This window comes from Pseudomonas protegens CHA0 (assembly GCF_000397205.1).
In the GTDB taxonomy this organism is placed as follows: domain Bacteria; phylum Pseudomonadota; class Gammaproteobacteria; order Pseudomonadales; family Pseudomonadaceae; genus Aquipseudomonas; species Aquipseudomonas protegens.
Genome location: NC_021237.1, coordinates 6,064,392 through 6,077,111 on the forward strand (window position 1 = coordinate 6,064,392; position 12,720 = coordinate 6,077,111).

The 12,720-nt window shown below is 62.9% G+C and carries 15 protein-coding genes; 12 read left to right on the forward strand and 3 right to left on the reverse strand.

Annotation, left to right across the window (positions count from 1 at the left end):
• Nucleotides 1–3 precede the first annotated feature (3 nt).
• The 12 genes from PFLCHA0_RS27125 to PFLCHA0_RS27175 all read left to right on the forward strand — a co-directional run bounded on the left by PFLCHA0_RS27125 (nucleotide 4) and on the right by PFLCHA0_RS27175 (nucleotide 9,019).
• Complete coding sequence (locus PFLCHA0_RS27125; RefSeq protein ID WP_011063691.1) at nucleotides 4–1,398, forward strand: ethanolamine ammonia-lyase subunit EutB; 1,395 nt, start codon at nucleotides 4–6, stop codon at nucleotides 1,396–1,398.
• Nucleotides 1,399–1,409: 11 nt separating this feature from the next.
• On the forward strand, nucleotides 1,410–2,234 hold the full coding sequence (eutC, locus tag PFLCHA0_RS27130) for an ethanolamine ammonia-lyase subunit EutC (RefSeq protein WP_015637181.1): 825 nt from the start codon (nucleotides 1,410–1,412) through the stop codon (nucleotides 2,232–2,234).
• A gap of 106 nt (nucleotides 2,235–2,340) precedes the next feature.
• Nucleotides 2,341–2,799: a GNAT family N-acetyltransferase gene (locus PFLCHA0_RS27135; protein WP_011063693.1), complete on the forward strand. Its 459-nt coding sequence runs from the start codon at nucleotides 2,341–2,343 to the stop codon at nucleotides 2,797–2,799.
• Nucleotides 2,800–3,041: 242 nt separating this feature from the next.
• Nucleotides 3,042–3,698, forward strand: a complete 657-nt coding sequence (locus PFLCHA0_RS27140) for a DedA family protein (RefSeq protein WP_011063694.1) — start codon at nucleotides 3,042–3,044, stop codon at nucleotides 3,696–3,698.
• A 5-nt stretch (nucleotides 3,699–3,703) separates the two neighbouring features.
• A complete protein-coding gene (locus tag PFLCHA0_RS27145; RefSeq protein WP_015637182.1) occupies nucleotides 3,704–4,516 on the forward strand; it encodes a M90 family metallopeptidase in 813 nt (270 codons plus the stop codon).
• A 217-nt stretch (nucleotides 4,517–4,733) separates the two neighbouring features.
• On the forward strand, nucleotides 4,734–5,261 hold the full coding sequence (ppa, locus tag PFLCHA0_RS27150) for an inorganic diphosphatase (RefSeq protein WP_011063696.1): 528 nt from the start codon (nucleotides 4,734–4,736) through the stop codon (nucleotides 5,259–5,261).
• A 15-nt stretch (nucleotides 5,262–5,276) separates the two neighbouring features.
• Entirely contained in the window at nucleotides 5,277–5,666 is a 390-nt protein-coding gene (locus tag PFLCHA0_RS31445; RefSeq protein ID WP_134532635.1) for a hypothetical protein, read from the forward strand.
• 52 nt (nucleotides 5,667–5,718) lie between these two features.
• Entirely contained in the window at nucleotides 5,719–6,195 is a 477-nt protein-coding gene (locus tag PFLCHA0_RS27155) for a hypothetical protein (RefSeq protein WP_015637184.1), read from the forward strand.
• 138 nt (nucleotides 6,196–6,333) lie between these two features.
• The gene (locus tag PFLCHA0_RS31450) at nucleotides 6,334–6,822 is read left to right on the forward strand and encodes a GGDEF domain-containing protein (RefSeq protein WP_080644469.1); all 489 of its coding nucleotides are present in this window, start codon (nucleotides 6,334–6,336) and stop codon (nucleotides 6,820–6,822) included.
• Between the two features lie 156 nt (nucleotides 6,823–6,978).
• Nucleotides 6,979–7,350, forward strand: coding sequence for a hypothetical protein (locus PFLCHA0_RS27165; protein ID WP_011063715.1), 372 nt, complete (start codon nucleotides 6,979–6,981; stop codon nucleotides 7,348–7,350).
• Between the two features lie 10 nt (nucleotides 7,351–7,360).
• Nucleotides 7,361–7,810, forward strand: a complete 450-nt coding sequence (locus PFLCHA0_RS27170; RefSeq protein ID WP_011063716.1) for a DUF3828 domain-containing protein — start codon at nucleotides 7,361–7,363, stop codon at nucleotides 7,808–7,810.
• Nucleotides 7,811–7,936: 126 nt separating this feature from the next.
• Nucleotides 7,937–9,019, forward strand: a complete 1,083-nt coding sequence (locus PFLCHA0_RS27175; RefSeq protein WP_015637186.1) for a dienelactone hydrolase family protein — start codon at nucleotides 7,937–7,939, stop codon at nucleotides 9,017–9,019.
• A gap of 33 nt (nucleotides 9,020–9,052) precedes the next feature.
• Here PFLCHA0_RS27175 and nirK read toward each other — a convergent pair whose 3' ends face one another.
• The 3 genes from nirK to PFLCHA0_RS27190 all read right to left on the reverse strand — a co-directional run bounded on the left by nirK (nucleotide 9,053) and on the right by PFLCHA0_RS27190 (nucleotide 12,720).
• The gene (nirK, locus tag PFLCHA0_RS27180) at nucleotides 9,053–10,141 is read right to left on the reverse strand and encodes a copper-containing nitrite reductase (protein ID WP_015637187.1); all 1,089 of its coding nucleotides are present in this window, start codon (nucleotides 10,139–10,141) and stop codon (nucleotides 9,053–9,055) included.
• Between the two features lie 113 nt (nucleotides 10,142–10,254).
• Entirely contained in the window at nucleotides 10,255–11,073 is an 819-nt protein-coding gene (locus PFLCHA0_RS27185) for a YfaP family protein (protein WP_015637188.1), read from the reverse strand.
• A gap of 3 nt (nucleotides 11,074–11,076) precedes the next feature.
• Nucleotides 11,077–12,720, reverse strand: coding sequence for a DUF2300 domain-containing protein (locus PFLCHA0_RS27190; RefSeq protein ID WP_015637189.1), 1,644 nt, complete (start codon nucleotides 12,718–12,720; stop codon nucleotides 11,077–11,079).

Here is a 12,720-nt window from a genome sequence, read left to right on the forward strand (position 1 = left end):
GAGATGGCCCAATTTTCCCACAGCGTAGGTTCTCAGACCTATCGCTTCGACAGCCTCAAGGACGTCATGGCCAAGGCCAGCCCGGCCCGTTCCGGCGACTTTCTGGCCGGGGTTGCCGCCCTCAACGACGGCGAGCGGGTTGCCGCCCAGATGACCCTGGCGGATATCCCCCTCAAGCACTTTCTCGAAGAGGTGCTGATTCCCTATGAGTCCGACGAAGTCACCCGGCTGATCATCGACACCCATGACCGCGAGGCCTTCGCCACGGTCAGCCACCTGACCGTGGGCGGCTTTCGCGACTGGCTGCTCAGTGACGCCGCCGACGAACAGAGCCTGCGGGCCCTGGCGCCGGGCCTGACCCCGGAAATGGCCGCCGCGGTGTCGAAGATCATGCGCGTGCAGGACCTGATCCTGGTGGCGCAGAAGATCCGCGTGGTGACCAAGTTTCGCGGCACCCTGGGGCTGCGTGGACGCCTGTCCACCCGCCTGCAGCCCAACCACCCCACCGACGAGCCGGCGGGCATCGCCGCAAGCATTCTCGACGGCCTGCTGTACGGCAACGGCGACGCGATGATCGGCATCAACCCGGCCACCGACAGCATCGCCTCGATCTGCGCCATGCTGGAAATGCTCGACGCCATCATCCAGCGCTACGAGATCCCCACCCAGGCCTGCGTGCTGACCCACGTCACCACCTCCATCGAGGCGATCAATCGCGGCGTGCCCCTGGACCTGGTCTTTCAATCGATTGCCGGCACCGAAGCGGCCAATGCCAGCTTCGGCATCAACCTCAACGTGCTCCAGGAAGGCTATGAAGCAGGCCTGAGCCTGAACCGCGGCACCCTCGGGCAGAACCTGATGTACTTCGAGACCGGCCAGGGCAGCGCCCTGTCGGCCAACGCCCACTTCGGCATCGACCAGCAGACCTGCGAAACCCGCGCCTATGCCGTGGCCCGGCACTTCAAGCCGTTCCTGGTCAACACCGTTGTCGGCTTCATCGGCCCGGAATACCTCTACAACGGCAAACAGATCATCCGCGCCGGCCTCGAAGACCACTTCTGCGGCAAGCTGCTGGGCGTGCCCATGGGCTGTGACATCTGCTACACCAACCACGCCGAAGCCGACCAGGACGACATGGATAACCTGCTGACCCTGCTGGGGGTGGCAGGAATCAACTTCATCATGGGCATCCCCGGGTCCGACGACATCATGCTCAACTACCAGACCACGTCCTTCCACGACGCGCTCTATGCCCGGCAGACCCTTGGCCTGAAACCCGCTCCCGAATTCGAGCAATGGCTGGCCAGGACCGGCATCTTCACTCAGGCCGACGGCAAGGTGCATTTCGGCAACAACCTGCCGCCGGCTTTCCGCCAGGCGCTGGCCCAGTTGGGATAAGGAACAGGCTCATGCAAAAACACCCGACCGATTCGCAGAACCCCTGGCTGGAACTGCGCCGCCTGACTCCGGCACGCATTGCCCTGGGCCGTACCGGCACCAGCCTGCCCACCGATGCTCAACTGGACTTCCAATACGCCCACGCCCAGGCCCGGGACGCCGTGCACCTGCCCTTCGACCACGCCGGCCTGAGTGCCCAATTGGCCGAGCGCGGCCGTGACAGCCTGCTGCTGCACAGCGCCGCCACCGACCGCCACAGCTACCTGCAACGCCCCGACCTGGGACGCCGGCTCAGTGAAGACTCGGCCCAGGCCCTGCGCGACTACGCCAGCGCCCATCCCGGCGGGTTCGATCTGGCAGTGGTGGTAGCCGACGGCCTGTCGGCCCTGGCGGTGCATCGCCATACCCTGCCATTTCTGGCACGCATGGAGGAACAGACCGCCGCCGAAGGCTGGTCGCTGTCGCCCGTGGTGCTGGTGGAACAGGGCCGGGTGGCGGTGGCCGACGAGGTCGGGCAACTGCTGGGGGCGAAGATGACGGTGATCCTGATCGGCGAACGCCCGGGGCTCAGTTCCCCCGACAGCCTGGGGCTGTATTTCACCTACCAGCCGAAAATCGGCCTCACCGACGCCTATCGCAACTGCATCTCCAATGTGCGCCTGGAGGGCCTGAGCTACGGCATGGCCGCTCACCGCCTGCTCTACCTGATGCGTGAAGCCTGCCGCCGCCAACTGTCGGGGGTGAACCTCAAAGACGAGGCGCAAGTGCAGACCCTGGACAGCGACGAGCCGGCAGATATGAAGGGCAACTTCCTCCTGGGCCCGCCCCAAGCGTGATTTTGCAAGACGATTGCGCTTTTTCGCCGCTTTGGGCAGCATCGCAACACGGCTGCCCGAGTCATCCAACCTGTGCCGTCACATCCACTTGAAGTTGAGAGCCACCATGCGGATTACTCAAGCAACCCTCGAGCACCTGGATCTGTTGACCCCCTTATTCGTCAAATACCGCGAATTCTATGGCGCACTGCCCTACCCGGATTCGTCCAGGGCCTTCCTGGAAAAACGCCTGCGGCGCAAGGAATCGGTGATCTACCTGGCCCTGGCCGACGACGACAGCAACAAATTGCTGGGCTTCTGCCAGCTGTACCCGAGCTTTTCCTCCCTCTCCCTCAAGCGTGTGTGGATTCTCAACGATATCTACGTTGCCGAAGACGCCCGGCGCCAGCTGGTGGCGGACAACCTGATGCGCACCGCGAAGAAGATGGCCAAGGAAACCAACGCCGTGCGCCTGCGGGTGTCCACCAGCAGCAACAACGAAGTGGCACGCAAAACCTACGAATCCATGGGTTTTCGCGAAGATACCGAGTTCAAGAACTACGTCCTGCCCCTCAGCGACGACTGACTCTGCAGACAGCGGCCCCAGGGCCGCTTTGGTATTTCCGCCCCTGACGCGCGCCCTCCCGGCAACCTACCAAGCACCGGCCAAGCCGAAACGCCCCGCTACAATCTGAACACGCATTTCACTTGTCAGCCCTTATAATGCCGACCTTTTCGGATCGTAAGAAAAGCTACACACCCCTGTAGTCCCTTTCTCCGAGTCATCGCACAGGCCTGCCGAGCCAGGCTGTCATCACAGGTGCCCCAATGGATTTCAACCCGATCGACCTAATCCTTCATCTCGACGTTTATCTCGACATGCTGGTGACCAACTACGGGCCCTGGATCTACGCCATCCTGTTCCTGGTGATTTTCTGTGAGACGGGCCTGGTGGTAACCCCCTTCCTGCCCGGCGACTCCTTGCTGTTCATCGCCGGCGCGGTGGCCGCAGGCGGCGGCATGGACCCGGTGCTGCTGGGCGGCCTGCTGATGCTGGCGGCGATCCTTGGCGACAGCACCAACTATGTGATTGGACGAACGGCAGGGGAACGGCTGTTCAGCAACCCCAACTCGAAGATCTTCCGCCGCGACTACCTGCAGAAAACCCACGACTTCTATGAAAAGCACGGCGGCAAGACCGTGACCCTGGCGCGCTTCCTGCCGATCATCCGCACCTTCGCGCCCTTCGTCGCCGGCGTGGCGCGCATGCCTTACCCACGGTTCTTCGCTTTCAGCGTGGCCGGCACCATCCTCTGGGTCGGCGGCCTGGTGACCCTGGGCTACTTCTTCGGCAACGTGCCCTTCATCAAGAAAAACCTCTCGCTGCTGGTGGTGGCCATCATCCTCCTGTCCCTGGTGCCGATGATCATTGGCGTACTGCGCAGCCGTTTTGGCCGCAGTACCGAAAAAGCCGAAACCCGCTAAGCACCATGTGGTCCCTCAGCGCCTGGCGCCGCAAGCGCCGGCTGGCCAGGCACCCGGTCAGCGATGAAACCTGGCAGCGGGTACGCCAGCACCTGCCCTTCCTCGACGGCATCAGTGCCGCCGAGGACCAGTGGCTGCGCGAGGCCAGCGTGCTGTTTCTCGACGACAAGCACCTCACCGCCCTGCCCGGGGTCGAGCTGCATCAGGAACAGCGCCTGCTACTGGCGGCCCAGGCACAGCTGCCGCTGCTGCACCTGGGGGACCTGAACTGGTATCAGGGCTTCCACGAAATCATCCTTTACCCCGACGACTTCCTCAGCCCGCAACGCCATCGCGACGCCAGCGGTATCGAGCACGAATGGGATGGCGAACACAGTGGCGAAGCCTGGCAGCAGGGGCCGGTCATCCTCGCCTGGCCCGGAGTCCTGGCCAGCGGTGGCTGGGAAGCCTACAACCTGGTGATCCACGAACTGGCCCACAAGCTGGACATGCTCAACGGCGACGCCAACGGCCTGCCGCCGCTGCACAGCGACATGCGGGTCAGCGAGTGGGCGCAAGTGATGCAAAGCGCCTACGACGACCTCAACCACCAGTTGGACCGCAATCCGGACGCAGAAACCGCCATCGACCCCTACGCCGCGGAAAACCCGGCGGAATTCTTCGCCGTCACCAGCGAATACTTCTTCAGCGCCCCGGACTTGCTGGTGGCGGCCTATCCGAAAGTCTATGCACAACTACAGCTGTTTTATCGGCAGAATCCACTGGCCCGGTTACAGCAACTTCAAGCAGAAGATCCGGTCTATCAAACGCACCACTAATGTCCTGTCGCGCTATTTAAGCTGTTCATCTGAAGACCGGTTACCTGACAACCAGGCCGCCGGTCGCTCGGTAAACCCGAACACGCCCGCGACACAGTACAACCAAGGTTCTACGACCCTTGGTACGTGGCATCGGTAGCGGAGTGTGTCTATAATCGCCGCCACTTTTTGGTCAATCCGGCCAAGTCATTTGGTCAACTAACGGGGGCAACGCCCAATGAGCTACAGCAAGATTCCGGCGGGCAAAGACCTGCCGAACGACATCTACGTCGCTATCGAAATCCCGGCCAACCACGCGCCGATCAAGTACGAAATCGACAAAGACAGCGACTGCCTGTTCGTTGACCGCTTCATGGCCACCCCGATGTTCTACCCGGCCAACTACGGCTTCATCCCCAACACCCTGGCTGACGACGGCGACCCCCTCGACGTACTGGTCGTGACCCCTTACCCAGTAGCGCCAGGCTCGGTGATCCGTGCCCGTCCAGTGGGTATCCTGAACATGACCGACGACGGCGGCGGCGATGCCAAAGTGATCGCGGTACCACACGACAAGCTGTCCCAGCTGTATGTCGACGTGAAGGAATACACCGACCTGCCAGCCCTGCTGCTGGAACAGATCAAGCACTTCTTCGAGAACTACAAAGATCTCGAAAAAGGCAAGTGGGTGAAGATCGACGGTTGGGGCAATGCCGATGCAGCCCGCGCCGAGATCCTGAAGTCGGTTGCTGCCTACAAAGGCTAAGAAGCAACTGCACGCTTGGAGCAACAAGCTTCAAGAAAGAGCCCCGGTCATCCGGGGCTTTTTTATGCCCGCACGCAGCACCGGTTGCCTGCTGGCGCCCGCTTGCCAGTGAACCGCTTCCTCGGCCGACCACGCATCCAGCAACATATTCTTCGCACTTTTTACTGCTTCAAGGCCTCTGGAACGCGCTTCGCACTGGGAATTCCCGGCGAATATGCGTATGCTGCGCCCCACATTTGCGCATCGACCCTTCAAGCGGTCAGAGCGCCTGACGAAGCGGATGACTTTCTCGCCCAGTCCCACAGCCAGCCGCAAGAGCTGGGTGTACGTTTTGAAGGCTGGTGCGGTTTACCAAAAATGAACCAAGCCAGTCCCCGAGAAGCCGGCCACAAGCCGGCTTTTTAATGCCTGGAACCCGGGCACGGGAAGGACCGGCCACTCCTACAGCAGGTGCAGGATGCACGACCTACGCAGCTTTGCAGCTCCCACAAGATCCCCTGCGGTGAATTTTCAGCCCCTGCGGCGAGCCATCAACGGTGCATTGCTGGCGGCGCTGACAGCCCTTGGCCTTTGCGGGTGCGTGGGTGCCTGGATGGATATGCCCGAAAGGCAAGTCACCAAGACCGACGCTCACCAAACGCTGGTGGGCCACTCCATGACCCCGGTCATCACCCGCACGCAGAAGAGCCCCGCCGAACGCCAGTGGTGCGGCACCACCGTTTTGCTCGTGATCCTGCCAATCCCGCTGAAACTGCCGGTTTGCGAGTCCTACAGCGCCACCTCGTACGGCAACGATATAAACGGCGCCGAAGCTGCGTTGCTGTATGTGAACCAGAAAGTCAGTTCGGACTTCTACGCCTGTGGCCCATTCATGTTCCTCGGGCCAATCGCGCACGGTTACCAGGGCAACGCGCTTTGCGGGAGGTTCCGCTAGGCCCTTCACTCCTTGGCCCCCACACCAAGGCCCTCACGTTCTCGCTACAATCCCGCCCATTGATGGCAATTCGCCCGCTCTGCAGCGGCCGGCTTCGACTCCTGCCCCTTGAGCGCGACGTTAACGAGAATTCCGGACATGGCCCTGCACATCCCCACCCTGCTCGTAGTCTCGGTGTTCATTTTCTTTCTGATGAGCCTGCTGACCTTCCACGCCTGGCTACGGGAAACCCGTGAGCGGCCACTGGCCTACCTCGGCGGCATGATGCTGCTGGCGGCGGTGGGCGTGGTGCTGGTCGCATTCAGCCAGGTGCTTGCAGAAACCCTGGGTACAAAAGACGTATTTGCCCGCATTGGCGGTGAAGAGTTCGCCTGCCTCCTGGCCGCGACCGATGAGCAGGCCGCAGTAACGGTAGCCGAGCGGGTTCGCCAGGCTTTTGCCCGCTTGCCTCTGCTGGAACCCGGGCTGCTCAGCGTCAGCATCGGTGTGGTCAGCAGTGAAACCCGGGGCTACGACCTGCCGCGCCTGTTGTCCCTGGCCGACGAAGCCCTGTATGACGCCAAGCACCAGGGACGCAACCGAGTGCACACGGTATCGCGCAGCACCCTGGAGTTGCAGCCGGACTGAACGGCCAGGCCGCCTGGCTCCTGCGTGGTTTTGCCAATCAGCGAGATAACTGTGATACGCCCCCCAAAGGCGGCAAATAAGGCACTTAGCCAGTATTTCCGGCGCCCTTGGGCAAGAATAAACTCGCCGCTCTCCAGGACTCTCGGATGACAAGGAATGTGGAATAAAGAAGCCGCTATCAGTCACTTGAACGCTCACGCTCACGCCGGTAGTACGGGGCGCTGTGCGGCCTATACTCGCCAGGCGATCGAAGCCGGTGGCGGAGGGGTGATTCTGCACAGGAAGCATTCGGCCAAGGACTTCGGCTCATCATTGACTTCTGCCGGTTTCATCGAACAACCGGCCGGCCAGACGCCCGCAGCGGGCGATGTGGTGATCATCCAGCCCATTCCAGGGCACCCCCACGGTCACATGGCGATGTTCAACGGCACACTCTGGGTGTCAGACTTCAAGCAACTGCACGGTTTCTACCCGGGGCATTCCTACCGGGTGCAGAAACCTGCCTACAAAATCTATCGCCATCCGTAAGGGGTCCTCCATGAGAATGCTGTTTTGCTCGCTGCTGGCAGCGGTCGCGATGCATCAGTCGGTCGCCCTGGCCGACTGCGCCAGTTCGCCAAAGCCCGCAACCCAGGCGTTTTATAGCTGGTACCTGCAAACCTTCAGCGAAGACAAGGATCCGTTGACCGACAACGTGGCGGAAATGAAGAAGTACGTCTCCGACTCGCTGATCACCAAGATCAAGAAACAGATGGCCAGCCCCGACGGCCTGGAAGAGGACTACTTCCTCAAGGCCCAGGACTACATGGATGAGTGGCTGACCCAGATCAAGGTCAGCGAACCACAAGTCCAGGGCTCCAGCGCCAAGGAGCAAGTGACGTTGGGCAACACCCCGGACACCACCCAGATCGTCGATGTGCGGATGATCAAGGACAAGGGCTGCTGGAAGATCGATGAAGTGATTTCCACCGCCGACCAGAGCGATTGACCTACCGCTTCGGCGCTGACTCCGGCCACAGCGCGGGTCGTCCATCCGGGCGATCCGCCATGCTAAGCTGCGCGCCGTTTCGGGCAACGGCCCGGGACCTCCTTCACTGAAAAAGGACTCTCAGTCATGTCGTTGCCGGCCGCAGTACGCCTGCCCCTGTCATTTCTCTCGCTGTTCAGCGTTCTCAGCCTCAGCAGTTCCTGGGCCCATGCCGATGCGCAACAGGACGTCGCCAAGGGGCGCTGGCAAGGCCTGGCCGGCATGGCCAACCTGTACCTGGACGAAGCCACGCCAGCGGATTTCATCGAGGCCGGGGACAATGAGAAGAGCCAGCACGACAACTACGCCGGCGCCCTCGCCTACTACCTGACCGCTGCCCGCCTCGACCCGAAGAATGCCTACGCCTCCTACCAGGCCGCCGGCAGCCTGGCGGCCATGGACAAGAACAAGCGCGCCGCCGAATACCTCGACCAGGCCCGCGAGCGTGGCTTCTGGCAGCTGGTGCTGCTCAAGGAAGACGACGAACTGGAATCGTTGCAGCAGGACCCGGCCTACAAGAAGCTGTTGCAGGCCGCCGAGAAAAACTACCCGGCCAAGGCCAGGGATGCGGGCCTTGCGGCCTTCAGCATTCCCCAGGGCAAGACCCCGAGCGAGGGCTGGCCGGTAGTGGTCTGGCTGTCGGGGTTCGGTACCGAAGGCAGCGACGGCATCGACATGCGCACGGACCTTGTGGGAGAGAACGCCGTGCTGGTGGGCATCAACGGCACTCTCAAGCGCGATGAGCACCAGTTCATGTGGCAGCAGCATTCGGTAGCGCCGACCGAAGAGGCGGTCAGCGCAGCGCTGAAGAAACTGGAAAAGCAGACCCGTATCGATCGCTCGCGCATCGTCCTGATGGGTTTCTCCCAAGGTGCCGAGCAAGCCTCGCACCTGATCGCCGAGTACCCGCAGCATTACAGCGGCGCGCTGCTGCTGTCACCCGGCGGCTACCGGATTCCCTTCGGCGAAACCAAGGCCCGGGACAAGCGCATCGTCATCGTCCATGGCGCCAAGGAGCACGAGAGCAACCAGAAGCTCACCGCCGCCACGCAACAGGCCCTGGAACCCGGCAACCAGGTCCAGAGCCATGAGCATGAGCAAGGCCATACCTTCCAGGACGACTGGCGCCAGGTGTATCCGGGCTACCTGAAGTTCGCCCTGAACCTCTGATGCCAGGTGCCGGGGCTTGAGCCCCGGCTGCTATCACTTGGCCGGAGTCATGGGCCCGGGGGCCTTTACCTGAGTCATCAGGTCATCGTCCCACTGCCCCTCGACCTTGACCTGAGCCAGGGCCCCCAACTCCATGGCCTCGATCAGGTTGTGGTTGAGGTACACGTAGGTGCCCGGCTGCTTGAAGGTGTAGAGCGCCGCCAGGGCGGAACCGCCGGGGATGAACCAGGTCTCCAGGTTGCGTTGCGGGGCGTTGGCGAACTTGCCGGTGGTCCAGACCCAGTCGCCATGGCCGCCGATCAGGTGCGGACGGCTGTCGCGGTTGGCCTGGGAGTGGATGAACAGCACGCTTTCGCCGACCTTGGCGGTCAGGGCGTTGGCTCCGGTCAAGGCGCCGACACGGCCGTTGAACACCACGTGGCTCGGGGTCAGGGTACGCATCACTTCACGGGTGTCCTGGTAGCTGGAGGCCAGGTCCGGGTAGCTCTTGTAATGCCCGTCCTTGTCCTTGGGGATGTACAGGTCGAACTCGCCGATGGTGTAGGCCCGGTCATAGTGCAAGGGCTTGCCGGCAGGGTCCTGCAAGCCTTCGCGCGGCAGCACCATCAAGGTCCCGCTCATGCCCGAAACCACGTGCCAGGGCACCATGCCCGGCGGCGCGCAGTGATAGACGAAGGTCCCGCTGCGGTCAGCCTTGAAACGCAGCACCACTTCCTGCCCCGGCAGCACCTGGGTCAGCGCCGCACCGCCCAGGGCACCGGTGGCCGCATGGAAGTCGATGTTGTGGGGCATGCTGTTGCTGGCCGGATTGCTCAGGGTCAGCTCGACGTAGTCGCCCTCGTGCACCACCAGGGTCGGCCCCGGCATGGAGCCGTTGAAGGTCATGGCCTGCAGGGTGGTGCCCTGATCGTCCACCACCATCTTTTTCTCTTCCACGTTCATGCGGAACTGCACGACCTTCGGCGGCCCGCTGACAGCCTGCTCATGAACATGCACCTGGGGCGGCGCCACCAGGTCCACCTTGACCCGCTGCAAACCGTCGGCGCCCGCGGCCAACACCAGGCTGGAGGCACAGCTTCCGGCCACTACACAGCACTTCAACCACGATTGAAAAGCACCCATGTTCTGCATTTCCCTGCCAATGAATGGTGATTCATTGCAAGGCAAACACCGGGGGCCCGTATTGTCTCAGGGCAATGAACGGATGGCCGGGAAAGCGCATCCGTTGAGCCCGGTCATGGATAACTGAAACTGCGCACCAGGGTCAGTTCCCCGGGAGCGCGCATCGGCACCACAAAGGTCTCGCTCTTTTCATCCGGCGTGCCTTCCTCGGTAATCACTGTGACCTGGGCGGTGGTCAGGGGCTGCACGGCATTTTCCTGGCCGCCGTCTTCATCGTCGTCACTGCGATAACCGCCACCGTAGTAGTTCACATAGACCAGGTACTGGCCCTTGAGCGGCGCCGGCATGGAGAAGATCTCCGGGCCGTAGCCCGTGGTCACGTCCACATCCAGGGTCGCGCCGTTGGGAGCCACGCGGTCGCCGTACCAGATGTGCGCGCCGTCCGGGGTTACCAGGTGCAGGTCGAGGTCGGTGTTGTCGCTGTCCCAGGACAGCAGCACGCGCAACTTGGGCGGGGTCACGCCACCGCCGGTGTTGAGAAACTGCACGCGCTTGCGCTGCTGGCCATCCGGGCTGCGCACTTCGACGCTGTTGCTGCCGTTGGGGAAGGCGTACGGCCGGTCGAAGCTGCCTTGCTCATCGAACTTGAGCGGCATGCTGACGCCATTGACGATCAGCTTGCCGGGCTCTTTGTTCGCCTTGGGCGCACCCTTGATCTGCCCGCGAATACGCGCGGTATCGGCCTGGCCCTGGGGGGTATTCACCGAGGAGGCCGGGTAGTTGACCTCCTGAATGTACTGTTCACCATCCATGGCTCGAGTGCGCCAGCCGCCCTTGGGGGTGTCGAGCTGGATGCCGCTGTCGGCCAGGGCCATGGGCAGGCTGAACATTCCACAAAGGAACAGGAGGACCGGGGGAGCAGGAAGTTTCATGGCCTATTCCAATAAAAGATGACGGGCGAGCCCTTCGATGTAGGTTTCATCCTGGCCGTTGGGATGAGCTTCAAAGGCCAGGTGCAGGTATTCATGAGTCAGGTCGAGGCGGTCTTGCAGCGAGAGCACGCCCCGCACATAGATGCGTTGCCGTTCACGGTCGACGTAGGGCCGGCCGAAACTCAGGCGGCACACGGCGAACTGGCTGATTTCGTTGTAGCCGATCTCTTGCTCCAGCGGTTGGCGCCAGCGCCGGCGCTGCTGCAGCAGCCACTCCTGGGCCGCCGGCAAGGGTTCGCAGGAGGCCACGGGGTTGTCCCAGCGGCTGAGGCTGGCCCGGGGATAGGCGTGCAGCAGGATGGCGTCGTAGCGTTGCCCGGACCGGGCCTGCTCCACGGCCTGTTGCCAGGACAGTTTGTCCGGCGCCTTCAGGTCCGAGTGATAGGTGACTTGAGTGCCGGCCAGCACCAGGTCGCTGGTCCAGGCGGCAATGGCCCGGGCCTGGGCAGTGGCCGGGCGCGGCGCGACCCGCTGGCGGTTGCTGCTGTCGTCGATGCTCAGGCATTCGCCGCTGCGCCCGGCGTTCTGCAACAGGTAGGTACGGATGGCCACGGCCAACGCCTTGGCGGCCTCCACTGGCTCACTGGTGGCTTCGCGCTGCAGTACCCGAGCGACATATTCCTCACGGTCCAGGCGCGCCACCAGTCGCTGGGCCGCAGGGTCTTGCTGCAGGAACAGCTCGCCGGCGCTGTGGATATCCAGCTGGTTGCCGTTGGCAAACTCCACCCGGTAATCCCCTTGCAAGGCACCCGGTTTAGCCGGCTGGCCGCCCTGGCTGACGCTTTTGAGCGGGTAGCGGGAAAACAGGCTGACCTCCACACAGCGGCCTTTATCCACAGGCGGGTTGTCCGGCAGTTCCTGGTTCAGGGCCTGGGCGTAGTCCTTCAACACCCGTTGGCTGGTGCCACGCCCGCCCACCCACAGCGGTGTGCCATCCACCAGCCAGCCGGCAAAACCACCCTGGCGCGACTGCGGGTCCTGATCCGCCAGCCAACTCCAGGTCTTGACCCGCAAGCGCCCGCCCAAGGCGCCCACTACTGCGCCGTCGGCGGCATTGAGCACCACATCCAGCAGCACGCGCCGGGCCGTGTCCCGGGCCGGCAACAGCGCCAGTACCTGCAACAGTTCCGCCACCGGGACCCGGGTCTGGGGCTGCAGCTGGTTGAGGTCCTGCAACCAGTCGGGGGCGTTGCGGGCCTGCCAGTAATGGCGCCAGTCAGCGGCGGACAGTTGCAAGCGCTGGGGCTCGAAATACAAACCGCAGGAACGTACCAGCGCCTGATCACGGGCGATGCTGGCGCCCACCGCACAGCAATAGACCTCTTCCTTGGACTTGCCCTGGCAGGCATAGGCAGGCTCCTGGGCGCCGGTGTCCACCAGCCAGGCGTAGACAAAGAGTTTCCAGACACTGCCCAGGGGCGCTTGCAGATCCTTGGGCAACGGCTCGCGAGACAGAACCTGAGTCTTGCTCAGGCTTACCAGCTCACTGTCCGGGGCGATTTTCCAGGCCAGGCGCAGAGGCTCCTCCTGGGCCGTCACCCACCCAGGAAGCAAACACAGACATAGCCAGGCCCAGCACCGCACCAT

Coding starts and splice junctions, on each gene's coding strand:
- PFLCHA0_RS27135 (WP_011063693.1), top strand. CDS start 2,341: ATGCGGATTACTCAAGCAACCCTCGAGCACCTGGATCTGTTGACCCCC.
- PFLCHA0_RS27185 (WP_015637188.1), bottom strand. CDS start 11,073: ATGAAACTTCCTGCTCCCCCGGTCCTCCTGTTCCTTTGTGGAATGTTC.
- PFLCHA0_RS27140 (WP_011063694.1), top strand. CDS start 3,042: ATGGATTTCAACCCGATCGACCTAATCCTTCATCTCGACGTTTATCTC.
- PFLCHA0_RS31450 (WP_080644469.1), top strand. CDS start 6,334: ATGGCCCTGCACATCCCCACCCTGCTCGTAGTCTCGGTGTTCATTTTC.
- PFLCHA0_RS27125 (WP_011063691.1), top strand. CDS start 4: ATGGCCCAATTTTCCCACAGCGTAGGTTCTCAGACCTATCGCTTCGAC.
- PFLCHA0_RS27170 (WP_011063716.1), top strand. CDS start 7,361: ATGAGAATGCTGTTTTGCTCGCTGCTGGCAGCGGTCGCGATGCATCAG.
- PFLCHA0_RS27175 (WP_015637186.1), top strand. CDS start 7,937: ATGTCGTTGCCGGCCGCAGTACGCCTGCCCCTGTCATTTCTCTCGCTG.
- PFLCHA0_RS27155 (WP_015637184.1), top strand. CDS start 5,719: ATGCACGACCTACGCAGCTTTGCAGCTCCCACAAGATCCCCTGCGGTG.
- eutC (WP_015637181.1), top strand. CDS start 1,410: ATGCAAAAACACCCGACCGATTCGCAGAACCCCTGGCTGGAACTGCGC.
- PFLCHA0_RS27165 (WP_011063715.1), top strand. CDS start 6,979: ATGTGGAATAAAGAAGCCGCTATCAGTCACTTGAACGCTCACGCTCAC.
- nirK (WP_015637187.1), bottom strand. CDS start 10,141: ATGGGTGCTTTTCAATCGTGGTTGAAGTGCTGTGTAGTGGCCGGAAGC.
- PFLCHA0_RS27190 (WP_015637189.1), bottom strand. CDS start 12,720: ATGGTGCGGTGCTGGGCCTGGCTATGTCTGTGTTTGCTTCCTGGGTGG.
- ppa (WP_011063696.1), top strand. CDS start 4,734: ATGAGCTACAGCAAGATTCCGGCGGGCAAAGACCTGCCGAACGACATC.
- PFLCHA0_RS27145 (WP_015637182.1), top strand. CDS start 3,704: ATGTGGTCCCTCAGCGCCTGGCGCCGCAAGCGCCGGCTGGCCAGGCAC.